Annotated in this window: 13 protein-coding genes; 8 read left to right on the plus strand and 5 right to left on the minus strand. The window is 65.5% G+C overall.

Features of this window, described 5'->3' with window-relative positions; genetic code table 11:
- Positions 1-210: 210 nt before the first annotated feature.
- Together secG and tpiA are read right to left on the minus strand one after the other, a co-directional pair.
- The gene (gene secG, locus DPM35_RS21595; RefSeq protein ID WP_112129273.1) at positions 211-717 is read right to left on the minus strand and encodes a preprotein translocase subunit SecG; all 507 of its coding nucleotides are present in this window, start codon (positions 715-717) and stop codon (positions 211-213) included.
- A 161-nt stretch (positions 718-878) separates the two neighbouring features.
- Positions 879-1,646 carry a triose-phosphate isomerase gene (gene tpiA / locus DPM35_RS21600; RefSeq protein ID WP_112129274.1) on the minus strand — a complete coding sequence of 256 codons (768 nt, stop codon included), beginning with the start codon at positions 1,644-1,646 and terminating at the stop codon, positions 879-881.
- Positions 1,647-1,789: 143 nt separating this feature from the next.
- Between tpiA and DPM35_RS21605 the strand changes: the two genes are divergently transcribed.
- Genes DPM35_RS21605 through DPM35_RS21625 form a run of 5 tightly spaced genes read left to right on the plus strand, consistent with a single transcriptional unit; the run spans position 1,790 to position 7,192 of the window.
- Entirely contained in the window at positions 1,790-3,685 is a 1,896-nt protein-coding gene (locus tag DPM35_RS21605) for a peptidylprolyl isomerase (RefSeq protein WP_112129275.1), read from the plus strand.
- Entirely contained in the window at positions 3,682-4,692 is a 1,011-nt protein-coding gene (trpD, locus tag DPM35_RS21610) for an anthranilate phosphoribosyltransferase (protein ID WP_112129276.1), read from the plus strand. The genes DPM35_RS21605 and trpD overlap by 4 nt, the downstream gene beginning before the upstream one ends.
- A 4-nt stretch (positions 4,693-4,696) precedes the next feature.
- Entirely contained in the window at positions 4,697-5,509 is an 813-nt protein-coding gene (gene trpC / locus DPM35_RS21615; RefSeq protein ID WP_112129277.1) for an indole-3-glycerol phosphate synthase TrpC, read from the plus strand.
- Between the two features lies 1 nt (position 5,510).
- A complete protein-coding gene (gene moaC / locus DPM35_RS21620) occupies positions 5,511-5,987 on the plus strand; it encodes a cyclic pyranopterin monophosphate synthase MoaC (RefSeq protein WP_112129278.1) in 477 nt (158 codons plus the stop codon).
- Positions 5,987-7,192, plus strand: coding sequence for a molybdopterin molybdotransferase MoeA (locus DPM35_RS21625; protein ID WP_112129279.1), 1,206 nt, complete (start codon positions 5,987-5,989; stop codon positions 7,190-7,192). Before moaC ends, DPM35_RS21625 begins: the two co-directional genes overlap by 1 nt.
- A gap of 44 nt (positions 7,193-7,236) precedes the next feature.
- Here DPM35_RS21625 and DPM35_RS21630 read toward each other — a convergent pair whose 3' ends face one another.
- On the minus strand, positions 7,237-8,067 hold the full coding sequence (locus tag DPM35_RS21630) for an alpha/beta hydrolase (RefSeq protein WP_112129280.1): 831 nt from the start codon (positions 8,065-8,067) through the stop codon (positions 7,237-7,239).
- 252 nt (positions 8,068-8,319) lie between these two features.
- Here DPM35_RS21630 and DPM35_RS21635 point away from each other — a divergent pair, with 252 nt between their 5' ends.
- Positions 8,320-9,945: an AMP-binding protein gene (locus tag DPM35_RS21635; RefSeq protein ID WP_112129443.1), complete on the plus strand. Its 1,626-nt coding sequence runs from the start codon at positions 8,320-8,322 to the stop codon at positions 9,943-9,945.
- A gap of 9 nt (positions 9,946-9,954) precedes the next feature.
- Here the strand turns inward: DPM35_RS21635 and kynU are convergent, their stop codons facing one another.
- On the minus strand, positions 9,955-11,202 hold the full coding sequence (gene kynU / locus DPM35_RS21640; RefSeq protein WP_112129281.1) for a kynureninase: 1,248 nt from the start codon (positions 11,200-11,202) through the stop codon (positions 9,955-9,957).
- 443 nt (positions 11,203-11,645) lie between these two features.
- Between kynU and lexA the strand changes: the two genes are divergently transcribed.
- Positions 11,646-12,380 carry a transcriptional repressor LexA gene (gene lexA, locus DPM35_RS21645; protein WP_112129282.1) on the plus strand — a complete coding sequence of 245 codons (735 nt, stop codon included), beginning with the start codon at positions 11,646-11,648 and terminating at the stop codon, positions 12,378-12,380.
- On the opposite strand, the gene DPM35_RS21650 is transcribed toward lexA, so the two are convergent.
- Positions 12,374-14,833, minus strand: a complete 2,460-nt coding sequence (locus tag DPM35_RS21650; protein ID WP_112129283.1) for a ComEC/Rec2 family competence protein — start codon at positions 14,831-14,833, stop codon at positions 12,374-12,376. The genes lexA and DPM35_RS21650 overlap by 7 nt on opposite strands.
- 103 nt (positions 14,834-14,936) lie before the next feature.
- Between DPM35_RS21650 and gltX the strand changes: the two genes are divergently transcribed.
- The gene (gltX, locus tag DPM35_RS21655) at positions 14,937-16,361 is read left to right on the plus strand and encodes a glutamate--tRNA ligase (protein ID WP_112129444.1); all 1,425 of its coding nucleotides are present in this window, start codon (positions 14,937-14,939) and stop codon (positions 16,359-16,361) included.
- The last annotated feature ends 84 nt before the right edge of the window (positions 16,362-16,445 follow it).

The following is a 16,445-nucleotide window of genomic DNA, read 5'->3' on the forward strand; positions in this document are numbered from 1 at the left end:
AAGATCCGATTGTTCAAAAGCAAGTTGCCCACGGCGTCGCCCGGCGCCCCCCAAGGACGCCGATAATGTGCCGCGGGCAATCTATAATCGATTAGCCGTCACCGCCTCAAGCTGAGGCAGGCGCCACGCCCGGTTGAATCTTTGTGATCGGACGCGCATTTGCCGCGACTGTGTTCAAAGAACAACAGATCGCGGCCAGTCCTTGGCCGGTTACTGGTTCGGAACCTGAGGAGTAACCGGCAAGGTGACGCCGTTGGCTGCCGGCGCCGGCGCAGCCGGAGCAGGCGTTGTCGCCGGAGCCGGCGCAGGCGCCGTGGTGCCGTTGGCAAGGGGCGTCGTGGTCGTCGTGCCGCCCGATGGAGCCGCGGGAGCCGTGCCGCCGGCCGGAGCCGCGGGCTTGGAGGTGCCCACCGGCCCATTGGAACCCGGCAGCTGGTTGAGCACGCCGCTGCCCTGGCTCGACGTCGCCGGGCGGTCGAGAATGTCGATCGGCTTTTCGCCGTAACGGGCAAGGATCGACAGCGCCAGCGAGGTCACGAAGAACGCAGCCGCCAGGATCGCGGTGGCGCGGGTCAGTGCATTCGCAGCACCTCGCGCGGTCATGAAACCGGAACCGCCGCCGATGCCCAGGCCGCCGCCTTCGGAGCGCTGCAGCAGCACCACGCCGACAAGGGCGAGCACGACCATGAGGTGGATGACGATCAGTACGGTTTCCATAATTTATCCTGGCGAGGCCTTGCGCGGCCGCGCATACGACCGGTGTTTTGGAGGCGGCTCCTTACAATGCTTTGGCGGCATTTCCAAGCCCGTGGCCGGGAATATGGGAAGCAATGCGGCCAATACAACGATTTATGCCGCGGAAGCCCAGGCGATGGTCTCTAGGAGATGTTCATGTAGGCTTCCGCGATGGCGAGGAAGTCGGCCGCCTTCAGGCTGGCGCCGCCGACCAGCGCGCCATCGACATTCTCGACGCCGAGCAGTTCCACCGCGTTGGACGGCTTGACCGAGCCGCCGTAGAGAATGCGCATTCTGGCCGCGGCATCGCCGAGCAAACCGGTCAGCTTGCCGCGGATATGCGCATGCGCCTCGGCGACGTCGGCCGCCGTCGGGGTCAGGCCGGTGCCGATCGCCCACACCGGCTCATAGGCGATGATGGTGTTCGCCGCGGTGGCGCTGGTCGGGACGGAGCCCTCGAGCTGGCGCGACAGGACATCGAGCGTGGCGCCCGCCTCGCGCTCGGCGCGCATCTCGCCGATGCAGATGATGGCCACCAGCCCTGCCCGCCAGGCGGCCGAAGCCTTGGCATGGACCATCGCGTCGTCCTCGCCGAACAGCTCGCGGCGCTCGGAATGGCCGACAATAACGTGGCTGGCGCCGGCATCCTTCAGCATCTCGGCGGAAATCTCGCCGGTAAAGGCGCCGCTTTCCTTGGGATGGCAATCCTCTCCGCCGGCTCGGACCGGCGTGCGCGACAGGATCTCGGCTGCGCGCTGGAGCAACGTCGCCGGCACGCACACCAACGCTTCGGTCTCGGCGTCGAGCCCGCTCATGAACCCGTTGCCGATCGACCGCAACTCATTGAGTGAGGCGCTGGTACCGTTCATTTTCCAGTTGCCGGCGACAAGCGGGCGGATTCCAGGGGTCATGGGACGCGTTCTCCGAGCGACATTAAGCAGCGCCCTCACTACCAAAATCAGGTCACAAAGCAATCGACAGTGGACTGGAAGGGCGCTATTGCGCTTGTTTCAGACTCGGCGCATGCGAAAATGCGCAAAACTCGGAAGTATGCATGCTTGGTATATTGAGAAGCGCGGCGGGTACCTGGGTCGCGAAGGCGTTGCTGTCCTTGCTGGTGGTGAGTTTCCTCGCCTGGGGCGCCACCACGCGCATGGTGGGTGGCGTGCTGGGCGGCCATCACGCGGTGATCACCGCCGGCGGCACCGAGGTCTCGATCAACGAGTACCGCCTCGCCTATGATCGCCAGCTCAGCCTGCTTTCCCAGCAATATGGCCAGCGTGTCACCCAGGAGCAGGCCAAGCTGCTCGGTGTCGACAATCAGGTGCTGGCGCAGCTCGTTTCGGGCGCCGTGCTCGACGAGCAGGCGCGCAAGCTCGGTCTCGGCCTTTCCAAGGACCGGCTGGCCGAACTGACGCGCGAGGATCCGGCCTTCAAGGGCCCCAGCGGCCAGTTCGATCGCCGCACCTTCGAGTATCTGCTGCGCCAGCTCGGCATGCGGCCGGAGGACTATCTCAAGAACCGCTCGCAGGTGGCCGTGCGCCAGCAGATCGTCGAGGCGATCTCCGACGGCCTCAAGGTTCCGCAGACCTTCCTGAAGGCGGTCTCGCTCTATCGCGGCGAGGATCGCACGATCGACTATCTCGTGCTGCCCAAGACGCTTGTGCAGCCGATCGAGGCGCCGTCCGACAGCGCCCTCAACGCCTATTTCGACGCCAACAAGAAGAACTACGCCGCGCCGGAATACCGCAAGTTCTCCTATGTCCGGCTCGAACCGCAGGACATCATGGATCCGTCCGCGGTGACCGACCAGCAGGTGAGAGACGATTACAACAAGAACATCGCGCGCTACACGACGCCCGAAATGCGCACCATCGAGCAGCTGGTGTTCAAGACGCCGGATGCGGCCAAGGCGGCTTTGGATTCGCTGAAGGCCGGCGCCACCTTCGACAAGCTCGTCACCGCCGAAGGCAAGACGCAGGCCGACACGCTGCTCGGCACGCTGTCCAAGGACAAGATCGCCGACAAGGCGGTTGCCGACGCGGCCTTCTCGCTCAATGCCAACGAGGTAAGCCAGGTCGTCCAGGGCGCCTTCGGTCCCGTGCTGCTGCGCGTCACCGAGATCAAGCCGCAGGTCGTGAAACCGCTTTCGGAAGTGTCCGACCAGATCCGCAAGGACCTTGCGCTCGGCGAGGCAAGCCGCATCCTGCTCGACGTGCATGACAGCTACGAGGACATCCGCGCCTCGGGCGCCTCGCTCGCCCAGGCCGCCGACAAGCTGAAGCTCAAGGTCGTCACCATCGACGCTATCGACCGCACCGGCCAGCGGCCGGACGGCACGATCGTCAAGGACTTGCCGGAATCGGCGGACCTCATCAAGGCGGTGTTCGCGGCCGAGCCCAATACCGAGAATGAGGGCCTGACCACCGCGGACAATGGCTTTGTCTTCTACGAGGTGCAGTCGATAACGCCGGCGCGTGACCGCACGTTGGATGAAGTCCGCAAGAAGGTCGCGGCCGACTGGACCGAAGCCGAGACCGACAAGCGGCTCGACGCAAAGGCGCAGGAACTGGAGAAGCGCCTCAAGGCTGGCACCACGCTCGACGCCATCGCCAGCGAGCTCAAGCTCGAGAAACAGACCAAGCGCGGCCTGAAGCGCGAAGCCGACGATGCTGATTTCGGCAAGGAGGGTGCCGCGGCCATGTTCGGCGTCGGCGAAGGCGGCACCGGCCTGATCCCCTCGCCCACCGGCGACGGCCAGATCCTGTTCAAGGTCGCCGAGGTCTTCGAGCCGGCGGGCGCCGATGGCAGCGCGGTGCCGGACGACGCGCAGAAATCCTTCGGTGCCGGCATGTCCGATGACTTGCTCGACCAGTTGGTGGCGCAGCTGCAGTCACAATATAACGTCCGCATCGATCCGAACGCCGTTTCGCAAGCACAGACACGATGAGCGCGCTGAAGACACACATCGCCAAGGTCGCCACCGGCACCGCGCTGTCTTTCGAGGAGGCCCGCGAGGCCTTCGATATCATAATGTCGGGCGACGCGACGCCCGGCCAGATCGGCGGCTTCCTGATGGCGCTGCGCGTGCGTGGCGAGACGGTGAGCGAGATATCCGGCGCGGTCGCCACGATGCGCGCCAAGATGCTGCGTGTCGAGGCGCCGCAGGGCGCCATCGACATCGTCGGTACCGGCGGCGACAATTCGCACTCGGTCAACATCTCGACCGCTTCGGCCTTCGTTATCGCCGCCGCCGGCGTGCCGGTCGCCAAGCACGGCAATCGCGGCCTGTCCTCGCTGACCGGCTCGGCCGATGTGCTGACGGCGCTGGGCGTCAAGATCGATATCTCGCCGGAGATGATCGGCCGCTGCATCCACGAAGCCGGTGTCGGCTTCATGTTCGCGCCGGCGCATCATCCGGCGATGAAGCATGTCGGGCCGACCCGCGTCGAGCTCGGCACGCGCACCATCTTCAATCTGCTTGGACCTCTGTCGAATCCCGCCGGCGTCAGCCGCCAGATGGTCGGCGTCTTCCTGCCGGAATGGATCATGCCGGTGGCCGAGACGTTGAAGGCGCTGGGCGCCGAGCACGCCTGGGTCGTCCATGGTGATGGCTATGACGAGATCACAACCACGGGCGAGACCCAGGTCGCGGAGCTTGCCGGCGGCGAGATCCGCACCTTCACCCTGACGCCGGAAGCCGTCGGCCTGAAGCGGCACACTAGGGAAGAACTGCGCGGCGGCGACGCGGCCTATAACGCCAGGCAACTGCGCGATATGTTGGGCGGCGCCGCCGGCGCCTATCGCGATACGGTGCTGATGAACGCCGGCGCCGGCCTGGTCGTGGCTGGCAAGGCGACGACGCTTGCCGACGGTATCGCGGCGGCAGCGCAAGCGATCGACAGCGGCCGCGCTCTTGCGGTGCTGGACAAGCTTGTCGAGATTTCGAACGGATAAGGCCTTGTCGGACATCCTGCGCAAGATCGAAGCCTATAAGCGCGACGAGATCGCGGCGGCGAAGCTTCGCGTACCGTTCGCCGAAATCAAGGCGAAGGCGAAGGATGCCGAGCCACCGCGCGGCTTCCTCGCGGCGCTCGAAGCCAAGCGCCGGGGCGGAGGCTTCGCGCTGATCGCCGAAATCAAGAAGGCCAGCCCTTCCAAGGGGCTGATCCGCGCCGATTTCGATCCGCCGGCGTTGGCCAAGGCCTATCAGAAAGGAGGCGCCGCCTGCCTTTCGGTGCTGACCGACGCACCGTCTTTCCAGGGCGCGCCGGAATTCTTGACGGCCGCACGGGCAGCCGTGCGCCTGCCGGCCCTGCGCAAGGATTTTCTCTTCGATCCCTACCAGGTCCACGAAGCGCGCGCCTGGGGCGCCGATGCGATCCTGATCATCATGGCGAGCGTCGACGACGCGCTGGCCAGCGAGCTCGAGGCGACTGCGTTCGAGTTGGGCATGGACGCCTTGGTCGAGGTGCATGACGAGATGGAAATGGAGCGGGCGCTGAAACTGTCGTCGCGGCTGATCGGCATCAACAACCGCAACTTGAGAACCTTCGAGACCAGCCTCGACGTTTCGGAGCGGCTGGCCGCCAAGGTACCGGCGGACCGGCTGCTGGTCAGCGAAAGCGGCATCTTCACGCATCAGGATTGCCGCCGGTTGGAAAAGAGCAGGATCGGCACGTTCCTCGTTGGCGAGAGCCTGATGCGGCAGGCGGATGTGGCCGCGGCGACCGAGCTTCTGCTGACGGGCAAGGCAGCAGCCGAGGCCATCTGAAATGGCCCTCACCCATCTTGGCGCCAAGGGCGAAGCCAACATGGTCGATGTCGGCGACAAGGCCGAGACGACCCGCACCGCGATCGCCGAAGGCTTCGTCTCGATGCGGCCCGAAACGCTGGAGATGATTCTGGCCGGCGACGCCAAGAAAGGCGATGTGCTGGGCACCGCCCGCATCGCCGGGATCATGGCGGCGAAGAAGACGCATGAGCTGATCCCGCTTTGCCATCCGCTGCTTCTCACCAAAGTGGCCGTCGAGATCGAACCTGATCGTGCATTGCCTGGCCTCAAGGTCACAGCGCTCGCCCGCGTCACCGGCAAGACGGGCGTGGAGATGGAGGCGCTGACCGCCGCCTCGATCGCCTGCCTTACCATCTACGACATGGCTAAGGCGGTGGACCGCGGCATGACGATTTCTGGCATCCGGCTGGTCGAGAAGACCGGCGGCAAATCAAGTGACTACAAGGTGGATGCCTGATGGCGCTGGTCCCGGTCGCCGAAGCGCTCGCACGCCTGCTCGACGGCGCAGCACCTTTGCCGGGCGAGAGCGTTCCGCTGGCGGAAGCGGCCGGACGGGTCCTGGCGGAACCGGTTGTGGCGTTGCGCACGCAGCCGCCTTTCAACGCCTCCGCAATGGATGGTTATGCCACGCGGTCCGCCGACGTCGCTTCAGCGCTGGCGCGGCTTGAGGTCATAGGCATTGCGCCTGCCGGGCGCGGGTTTGCCGGAACCGTCGGCGAAGGCCAGGCCGTGCGCATCTTCACCGGCGCGCCGCTGCCTGAAGGCGCCGACACCGTCGTCATCCAGGAAAACGTTCGCGACCTCGGCAACCGCAAGATCGAGGTGACGGAACCGACCGTCGAAGGACGCAACATCCGCCGCCGCGGGCTCGACTTCAGCCAGGGCGATGTGCTGCTCGAAAAAGGTCGCGTGCTCGACGCGGCGGCCCTTTCGCTGGCAGCGTCGGCCAACCACCCTGCCTTGCGTGTCGTGCGCCGGCCGCTGGTCGCGATCATCGCCACCGGAGACGAATTGCTGCCGCCGGGCAGCACGCTCGGCCCCGACCAGATCATTTCCTCCAATGCCTATGGCGTTGCCGCCGCCGCGCAGTCGGTCGGCGCGCGGGCGCTCGATCTCGGCATCGCCGCCGACCGCAAGGAGGCGATCGCCGCACTGGTCCGGAAAGCGGTCGAGGCGGGCGCCGACGTTATCGTCACGCTCGGCGGCGCCTCGGTCGGCGACCACGACCTGATCCACGACGTGCTGACCGGCGAGGGCATGACGCTCGACTTCTGGAAGATCGCCATGCGCCCAGGCAAACCGTTGATGTTCGGCCGGCTTGGCAACATCCGCTGCATCGGCCTGCCCGGCAATCCGGTGGCAAGCATCGTCTGCTCGCAGCTCTTCCTGAAGCCGCTGCTTGCCCGGCTCGGCGGCCGCGATTTCAGGCAGGACGTGCGAACGGCCCGGCTGGGCGCCGCGATGCAGGCCAACGATCTCAGGCAGGACTATGTGCGCGCCGTGGTTCGCGAGGATGCCGGCACCGTGGTCGCGACCCCCTTCGGCATCCAGGACTCCTCGATGCTGCGCATGCTCGCCGACGCCAACGGCCTGATCGTGCGCGAGCCCTTCGCGCCGGCCGCGGAGGTCGGCGCCGAGTGCGGCGTGCTTATGCTGCGCTGATACATCGACAACGGCGATCGTTCATACGTCGACGAAGTCGATCGTTATTCGTCCACCAGCGTTCGGGTCAGGGGATGGTCCGGATCCGCGAGACCATCGACAACGTTGAAATGATGTCGATCCGGCTCGACAACTGAACCGGTGGCGGCACCGAGCCCTGTCCAGATGTTGGCGAGCAATGTGCTCTGGCGAAGAAATTCCGAGCGCTCGCCGCCGCCGACCCAACAGGTGATGCGGGCGCCCTGCCGGGGCCGCAGCAAAGCCGGGCTTTCGCTCAACGCTTCCCGCTCGTCGATATTTAAGGTCTCGTTCAGGGCGGTGAACATCAGCGGCCGGAGGTCGTGCAGGCCTGAAATCGAAACGACTTTGCGAATGCGCTGCGCCACGCCGGGCGCCAGCGGCGAGGCCTCGGTCACCATGCGGCCGGCGAGATGCCCGCCGGCCGAGTGCCCGGTCAGCACCAGCGGGCCGTCGACCATGGCCGCCGCCTCGCCGATCGCGGCCGCGACTTCATTGACGATGCCGCTGATCCTGATCTGCGGGCACAGCGTATAGGAAGGCATGGCGACGGCAAAGCCGCGGCCGACGGCGCCCGCGGCCAGATGCGACCAGGAGTTCTTGTGCGACTCCATCCAGTAGCCACCGTGGATGAACACCACGAGCCCCTTCGGCGCGGTCGGCGGGAGGAAGAGATCGAACCGGCTGCGCGGCGCCTCGCCATAGACGATGTCGAGCCGCGCCCTGCCCTGCGCCGACATATTTTCGCGAAATGCCTGAGCCGGGCCGTCCCAGGCAGCCGGCCAGCGATCGCCGCCGGCGATGTTCGCGCCGTTGGCGTAGGCATTGTCCCAATCCGTAACCCGATGCTCGACCAATAGCCCCTCACAAGACGCGCAGGTTCATCCAGCAATGGCCGGCTGCGGAGATCGCGTCAATGCTCCGGGTAAAAACATTTTAGGCTTGAAACAAATTCGACCTGATGCAATCCTGGCTGACGAACAGCCGACAATGGGAGGTCTGCTGAATAGCCGAAGCCCGCGCTCGCCCGCCCCTCAGGTGGAGTCGCGCGAATGGCTGTGGCCGGAAGGCGGCAAACCTCCTCCGGAAAGCAGGAGGATTACGGCAACATGCTAGGACCCTCAGCGCATAGCGACACGTTCACCCGCGATAACCTGCCGCCGCCGGAGCAGTGGCCGGACTTTCTCCTCGACGGCTTCGACTATCCCGAGCGTCTCAATGCCGGCGTCGAACTCACCGACAGGCTGGTCGAAAAGGGTTTCGGCGATCGCACCGCGCTGATCGGCAATGGCCGTCGCCGCACCTACAAGGAACTGTCGGACTGGACGAACAGGCTGGCCCATGCGCTTGTCGAAAACTATGGCGTGAAGCCGGGCAACCGGGTGCTGATCCGTTCGGCAAACAACCCCGCCATGGTCGCCTGCTGGCTGGCCGCCACCAAGGTCGGCGCCGTCGTCGTCAACTCCATGCCGATGCTGCGCGCCGGCGAACTCGCCAAGATCGTCGACAAGGCGGAAATCGGCATAGCGCTTTGCGACACCAGGCTGATGGACGAGATGACGGCCTGCGCCAAGGACAGCGCCTTCCTCAAACAGGTCATCGGCTTCGACGGCACCGCCAACCATGATGCCGAACTGGATCGCGCGGCGCTCGACAAACCTGTCACTTTCAAGGCGGTCGACACCGGTCGCGACGATGTCGCGCTGCTGGGCTTCACGTCCGGAACGACCGGCGTGCCGAAGGCGACCATGCATTTCCATCGCGACCTGATGATCATCGCCGACGCCTATGCCCGAGAGATTCTCCAGGTGACGCCCGACGACATTTTCGTCGGTTCGCCGCCATTGGCCTTCACCTTCGGCCTCGGCGGGCTCGCCATCTTTCCACTGCGCTTCGGTGCTGCCGCGACGCTGCTGGAGCAGGCGACGCCGCCCAACATGATCGCCATCATCGAGACCTACAAGGCGACCATCTCCTTCACGGCCCCGACGGCCTACAGGGCGATGCTGAAGGCCATGGACGAAGGCGCCGACCTTTCGTCGCTGCGCGTTGCCGTTTCGGCTGGCGAGACCTTGCCCGCCCCCGTCTTCGAAGAATGGACGCGAAAGACGGGCAAGCCGATCCTCGACGGCATCGGCGCCACGGAGATGCTGCACATCTTCATCTCCAATCGCCTCGACGACAGGAAGCCGGCTTCGACCGGCAAGCCGGTGGGCGGGTACGAAGCGCGCATCGTCGACGACGAGATGCGCGAGTTGCCGCGCGGCGCGACAGGCGCCCTGGCAGTGCGCGGACCGACGGGCTGCCGCTACATGGCCGACGATCGCCAGAAGGACTATGTCCGTGGCGGCTGGAACCTGACGGGCGACACCTTCGTGCAGGACGAAGACGGCTTCTTCCATTTCGCCGCCCGCTCCGACGACATGATCGTCAGCGCCGGCTACAACATCGCCGGACCGGAAGTTGAAGCGGCCCTTCTGTCGCATCCCGATGTCGCGGAATGCGCCGTCATCGGCGCCGAGGACGCCGAACGCGGCCAGATCGTCGAGGCGCATGTCGTGCTGGTGCCGGGCACGGCGGCGGATGCCACAACCGTCAAGCGCCTCCAGGATCACGTCAAGGCGACGATCGCGCCTTACAAATATCCGCGATCGGTGAAATTCATCGCGGCCCTGCCGAAGACGCAGACCGGCAAGATCCAGCGCTTCCGCCTGCGGGCCGAAAAGACCCATTGAGCGCCCGCTTCAGGTGACGGCCTCCTTGACCGCATAGCGGGCCTCCTGCCAGGCGCCCGTGCGCAGGATGTCTTCCAGCACCTCGACGGCGTCCCAGACATCCCGGTAGCCGACATAGAGCGGCGTGAAGCCGAAACGAACGGTCGACGGCGCGCGGAAATCGCCGATCACGCCGCGCTCGATCAAGGCGCGCATCACCTGGTAGCCATGCGGGTGGGCGAACGACACCTGGCTGCCGCGTTCGGCGCCGTCGCGCGGGCTTTCCAGCTCGAGACCGAACGCACCGCATCTGGCTTCGACAAGCCGGATGAACAGATCCGTCAGCGCGACGCTCTTCTCGCGCACGGCCGTCATGTCGACTTCGTCCCAGAGATCCAGCGAACCTTTCAGCGCGCGCATCGACAGCACCGGCTGCGTTCCGCACAGGAATCGCCGAATGCCTGAGCCGGCGGCGTAGCCCTGTTCGAACGCGAATGGCCTGGCATGGCCCCACCAGCCGCTGAGCGGCTGGCTGATGTCGGGATGATGGCGGGTGGCGGCATAGATGAAGGCCGGCGCGCCCGGTCCGCCATTGAGATATTTGTAGGTGCAGCCGATGGCGAAATCGGCATTCGAGCCGTCGAGATCCACCGGCAGGGCGCCGGCCGTGTGGCAGAGGTCCCAGACGATCAGCGCACCGGCGTCATGGGCCTTGCGGGTCAGGGCGGCCATGTCGCGCAGCCGGCCGGACTTGTAGTTGACCTGGTTGACCAGGATGACGGCGACACGGTCGTCGATCAGGTCTTCGATCGTCGGCGCATCGACCCCTTCGAGCCGCAGCACCGTGCCGGGCCGCGTCGAGGCCACCCCTTCCGCCATGTAGAGGTCGGTCGGAAAGCTGTCGCCCTCGGCAACGATAACCGGCCGGTCGGGTCGCATTGCGAGCGCCGCATGCAGAGCCTTGTAGATGTTGATCGAGGTGGTGTCGCAAACCACCGTCTGACCCGGCGCGGCGCCGACCAGACGGCCGAGCCGGTCGCCCAGTTGGACGGGCATGTCGAACCAGCCGGCGGTGTTCCAGGCGCGGATGAGATCCCGCGCCCATTCCTCCTTCGCGGCCGTCTCGATCTCGTTGAAGACATTGATCGAAGCAGCGCCCAGCGAATTGCCGTCGAGGTAAATCACCCCTTCCGGCAGAACGAAGCGATCGCGCAGGGCGCGCAGCGGGTCCGCGGCATCCATCGCGTCCACCTCGGCAAGATCGGGAATTCCCCTCATTGTGCTACCGCCTCCGTTTCGAACCAGGCCGCTATATCCTCAGCGGTTGTCTCATCACCGTCCGCGGCACGGCAAGAACCTTCTGTCCTGTGTTAGCTGGTCCATAGACAGCAAAGGCCAAGGATCGGAATCATCGCCAAGGTTGGCATTTTGGGTTCGTTTCGTTCACGGTGCGGTACATGGTTGGGTTAGCTGACGGGATCCCTTCAGCACCTTCGCGACGGTGCCGCCTCCGAATTTAAGCTTTAAGGAGAATTGCAAAATCGAGCGGAATCAATGACACAGCCAACCGGTGGCGGCCGGGCACCGTCGGGTGCAACATTCTTTCGCCCGCCTTAAGAAATTCATTAAACTTTAAACGGTTGCGGAACACAACTGGAACAGATAGTGTTTGTTCTGGGTTTGTTTTTCTGATTCTGGTTTCGGAACCCGTGGGGCCGCCAATGCTGACGCGCAAACAACATGAACTCCTGATGTTCATCCATGAACGTCTGAAGGAGAGCGGGATTCCTCCATCCTTCGACGAGATGAAGGAGGCGCTCGACCTCGCCTCGAAGTCCGGCATCCATCGGCTGATCACGGCGCTGGAAGAACGCGGCTTTATTCGCCGGCTGCCGAACCGGGCGCGCGCGTTGGAGGTCTTGCGGCTGCCCGATTCGATCGCGCCTGGCCTGAACGCCGCGAAGAAGTTTTCGCCGAGCGTCATTCAAGGCGGCCAGGGCAATCTAAGCCGCCAGGTGAAGCCGGCAGCGTCCTCGCGCGCCCCGACGCCCAGCAATGACGACGAGGCTGCTTCGGCCGTATCCATTCCGGTGATGGGCCGCATCGCCGCCGGTGTTCCGATCGACGCCATCCAGCACCAGACGCATTCGATCTCGGTGCCGCCGGATATGATCATGGGCGGCGAGCATTATGCGCTGGAGGTCAAGGGCGACTCCATGATCGAGGCTGGCATATTCGACGGCGACACCGTCATCATCCGTAACGCCAACACGGCAAGCCCGGGCGAGATCGTGGTGGCGCTGGTCGACGATGAGGAAGCGACGCTCAAGCGCTTCCGCCGCAAGGGCGCCTCGATCGCGCTGGAGGCCGCCAACCCGGCCTACGAAACCCGCATCTTCGGACCGGATCGGGTCAAGGTGCAGGGCAAGCTCGTCGGGCTGATCCGTCGCTACTGATCCGGCTGCGAAGGCGCGGCGCCTACCCGCTCAGGCCTTTGATAAGGCGGCAGTCCCCTCGCCTCGCGAGTGTATTTGCGCTGCTCGTGCCAGGGCCGATATGGCTTTTCGACGGCATATTGGATGGCCGGGCGCGCGGTTGCCGATTGTGGATCGAAGAAGACGGCGGCACTGCCGTCACGCGCCAGCTGGCGCTTGGTGACGACAAGCACGCGCTGATCCCGGCAGGGATTGTAGGCCGTCGCATCGTTGATGACGATGAGGTCGGCAAAGCCGCAGGCGGGCCGTGCGCTGTCGCGGTTTTCGGCGAGCACGACGATCGCGCCGGAAGGATGCCGGGCAATGCAGAGGTCGCCGGTACAATAGAAGGGCGAGCCGGGCGGCAGGTCGACCGGGTCGGCGATATCGAGAGCATCCTTGGCGAATGTCTCCGGCGGTACGATTTCCTCGACCTTCAGCGCCCGTTTCCAATTGTCGGTGGTGAACTCGTTGGAGCGTTCGCGGTTGATGGCAAGCTCGCCGCCGCCGATCGGCATCGCCACCAGATGCGCGTCCTCCGAGATCAACACATCCGGCGTGCGCACATCCGGAATCGCCAGCAGCGCGGCGAGGGCGAACGGCACGGCTGCCAATCTGAGCCAGGTGGTGGCCATGGTCGCGATGACCAGCGCGATCGTCGCCAGCAGCACCGACTGGATCGAGATCAATCCCACGGCATCGACCGGCGAGCGCTCGGAAATCCATGCCGAAATCGCAATCATCGCTGTCAGGCCCTTCCCCATCACATAGAGGAAGGGACCGTCCAGGCCGAAGGGCATGGCCAGCGCGCTCAACACGGCGAATGGCATGACGATCAGCGAGACGATGGGCATCACCGCCAGATTGGCGAGCAGGCTGAGCGGCGATACGCGCTGGAAGTGCCAGATCGCAAACAGCAGTGTCGCGCTGCCCGCGATGAGCGAGGTTACGGCGGCGCCGCCCACGCCAACCGCCAGTTTTCGCGACAGGAACCCCAGGAATGAACGCCTTGCCGGCGGCGCGGTCGTTTTGCCGGCGCGATAGTCGGCAAAGCCGGCATAGGCGCCGACCAGGGCGGCGGTGGCGGCGAAGGACATCTGGAAGCTCGGGCCGACCACTTCATGCGGCGACACGAGGATGACGGCAATCGCCGAGATCGCCAGGTTGCGCATCGTCAGCGCCGCGCGATCGAAGAGCACGGCGACCAGCATCACGGCGAGCATGATGAAGCTTCGCTCGGCCGCCACCACGATGCCGGAGATGACAAGGTAAGCAGCGATCGAGACCAGCGCGATCGCTGCGGCATATTTCTTCACCGGCCGGCGCGACGAGAAATCCGGAAACAGCGCGAAAGCGCCGCGCAGCAGGAACATGATCGTGCCGGCCACCAGCGCCATGTGCAGGCCGGAGATCGAGATGATGTGATAGATGCCCGTGCGCCGCATAGACTCGTTGATCGCTTCCGGAATGCCGGCGCGCACGCCGACAATCAGCGCCGCCGCGATCTCGCCCTCGGAGCCGCCAATGCTGCTCCGGATGTGGTCGGCAATGCCTTCGCGCGCGTTTTCCACGGCCGACGTAATGCGCGCGCCGAACGGAGCCTCGGCCGGAGGTAACAGCTTTGGATCGCCCAGGAAAAAGCCGCTGCCGCCGATGCCGGCAAAATAGCTGTCGAAGGAAAAGTCATAGCTTTCCGGCCGAACCGGACCGGTCGGCGGCAGCAGCTTGACATAGCCGGTCAGCATCGACCCAGCCGTCATGCCGGGCGGGATCCTGCGCGCCGACAGCCGAACGCGATCCGGCGCATAGCGCAGCGTCGGGCGCTCGGTGGAGATGAGATCGATGGTAAGCCGCACTCGGCCATTGGCCATCGCTTCGGCGGTGACCAGGCGGCCGGTCAGCCGTGTCTGGATCTCGGACCCCAGCATCGGCGTCGCCATCCGCCAGGTCTCCGCCTTGGCCGCCAGAAAGCCGAGCGCGCAGAAAAGCGTGGCCATGAAGACAAGGTGCGTCCGCTGCCAGGAACGCGAGACTGCCGCGCAGACAGCCATCAAAGCCACCGCCGCAATCGGCCTGTAGAGATCGGGCTCGGTGCTCAGCGAGAAGTAATAGATCACACCGGCGGCCAGGAACACCGGCACCAGCAGGAAGCCCACGCCACGGTCGAGCTCGATCTCCAAGGCGACGGCGATGCCTCGGCGCAATGCGGGGAGCGAGGCGCGGCCGAGCTGTCTGCGGATCCGGCCTACGGTGCCTGCTGGCGAGGCTGGCTGAAGCCCACCGTCACCGGGCGGCAGAAGCCCGGCTGGCAGACGAAGCTCCGGAAGCGAAACCGGCGCTTCTTCGGCAGGCGCGGCATGGGCAAACATCAGGCGCTCGCTGACGCCAGCTGTCGTTTCCCCGCCCTCCCTCACGCCCCGGCCACGTCCAGCCATCGGGTCTGCCCCTTGCGCCCCAGACCGCCTATGCTACATGAACGCCGATCGCGTGGAAGTCCGCGCGAAACATGCATTTTTTCAGTGCTTCTTCGAGAGTTCCATGTCCGACAAGGTCGTCACCCGTTTTGCCCCCTCGCCCACAGGCTACCTGCATATTGGCGGGGCGCGCACGGCGCTGTTCAACTGGCTCTATGCCAGGCATACCGGCGGCACGATGCTGCTGCGCATCGAGGACACCGATCGCGAGCGTTCAACGGAGGCGGCGACCGCTGCGATTCTCGACGGACTGACCTGGCTTGGCCTCTCCTGGGACGGCGAGGCCGTATCGCAGTTCGAGCGCGCTCCGCGCCATCGCGAGGTGGCCGAGGAGCTCGTGCGCTTGGGCAAGGCCTACTACGCCTTCGAGACGCCGGCCGAGCTCGAGGCAATGCGCGAGGCGGCCCGCGCCAAGGGTCTGCCGCCGCGCTACAACGGCCAGTGGCGCGACCGCGATCCCTCCGAGGCGCCGGCAGGCGTCAAGGGCGCCATCCGCATCAAGGCGCCGACCGACGGCGTGACGATCGTCAACGACCGCGTTCAGGGCGAGGTTCGCTTCCCGAACAAGGATCTCGACGACTTCATCATCCTGCGTTCCGACGGCGTCCCGACCTACATGCATGCCGTCGTCGTCGACGATCACGACATGGGCGTCACCCACATCATCCGCGGTGACGATCACCTGACCAACGCCGCGCGCCAGACGGTGATCTACAACGCCATGGGCTGGGACGTGCCGTCGATGTCGCATATCCCGCTGATCCACGGCGCCGACGGCGCCAAGCTGTCGAAGCGGCACGGCGCGCTGGGCGTCGAGGCTTATCGCGCCATGGGCTATCTGCCCGAAGCCCTGCTCAACTATCTGGCGCGACTCGGCTGGAGCCATGGCGACGACGAGGTGATGTCGGTCAAGGACATGGTCGCCTGGTTCGACATCGGCGACGTCAACAAGGGCGCTGCCCGCTTCGACTTCGCCAAGCTCGAGGCGCTGAACGGCGTGCACATGCGCAAGATGGACGACCAGGCGCTGTTCGACATCTTCGTCGCCACCTTGCCCTATCTGGAAGGCGGTCCGGCGCTCGCTGCAAGGCTCGATGACAAGCGCAAGGCGCAGCTGCTTGCCGCCATGCCCGGCCTCAAGGAGCGGGCCAAGACCCTGGTCGAGCTGGTCGACGGAGCGGCTTTCCTGTTCGCCGAGCGGCCACTGCCTCTGGACGAGAAGGCGGCGGGCTTGCTCAACGCGGATGCGCGCGCGATTCTGCGCGGCGCGCACGGCGCGCTGTCTTCCATCCAGGGCGAGTGGAGCGCCGCCTCGGCTGAGGCCGCGATCCGCGAGTTCGCGCAGGCCGGCGGCCACAAGCTCGGCGCCGTGGCCCAGCCGCTCAGAGCCGCGCTGACCGGCCGCAGCACCTCGCCCGGCGTGTTCGACGTGCTGGCCGTGCTGGGCCGCCAGGAAAGCCTGGCGCGCATTGGAGATCAAATCGATTAGGAGCGAACTGGCCCAAGAAGATTGGCATTGAAAGGTGTGTTTCGCAGTGCAACATTAGGCCTTGGCCCAATCTGGCACGCACCT

Source organism: Mesorhizobium atlanticum, from assembly GCF_003289965.1.
In the GTDB taxonomy this organism is placed as follows: domain Bacteria; phylum Pseudomonadota; class Alphaproteobacteria; order Rhizobiales; family Rhizobiaceae; genus Mesorhizobium; species Mesorhizobium atlanticum.

Excerpts from the sequence above, each read along its gene's own strand:
- secG (WP_112129273.1), bottom strand. The coding sequence starts at position 717 with ATGGAAACCGTACTGATCGTCATCCACCTCATGGTCGTGCTCGCCCTT.
- tpiA (WP_112129274.1), bottom strand. The coding sequence starts at position 1,646 with ATGACCCCTGGAATCCGCCCGCTTGTCGCCGGCAACTGGAAAATGAAC.
- DPM35_RS21605 (WP_112129275.1), top strand. The coding sequence starts at position 1,790 with ATGCTTGGTATATTGAGAAGCGCGGCGGGTACCTGGGTCGCGAAGGCG.
- trpD (WP_112129276.1), top strand. The coding sequence starts at position 3,682 with ATGAGCGCGCTGAAGACACACATCGCCAAGGTCGCCACCGGCACCGCG.
- moaC (WP_112129278.1), top strand. The coding sequence starts at position 5,511 with ATGGCCCTCACCCATCTTGGCGCCAAGGGCGAAGCCAACATGGTCGAT.
- DPM35_RS21625 (WP_112129279.1), top strand. The coding sequence starts at position 5,987 with ATGGCGCTGGTCCCGGTCGCCGAAGCGCTCGCACGCCTGCTCGACGGC.
- DPM35_RS21635 (WP_112129443.1), top strand. The coding sequence starts at position 8,320 with ATGCTAGGACCCTCAGCGCATAGCGACACGTTCACCCGCGATAACCTG.
- kynU (WP_112129281.1), bottom strand. The coding sequence starts at position 11,202 with ATGAGGGGAATTCCCGATCTTGCCGAGGTGGACGCGATGGATGCCGCG.
- lexA (WP_112129282.1), top strand. The coding sequence starts at position 11,646 with ATGCTGACGCGCAAACAACATGAACTCCTGATGTTCATCCATGAACGT.
- DPM35_RS21650 (WP_112129283.1), bottom strand. The coding sequence starts at position 14,833 with ATGGCTGGACGTGGCCGGGGCGTGAGGGAGGGCGGGGAAACGACAGCT.
- gltX (WP_112129444.1), top strand. The coding sequence starts at position 14,937 with ATGTCCGACAAGGTCGTCACCCGTTTTGCCCCCTCGCCCACAGGCTAC.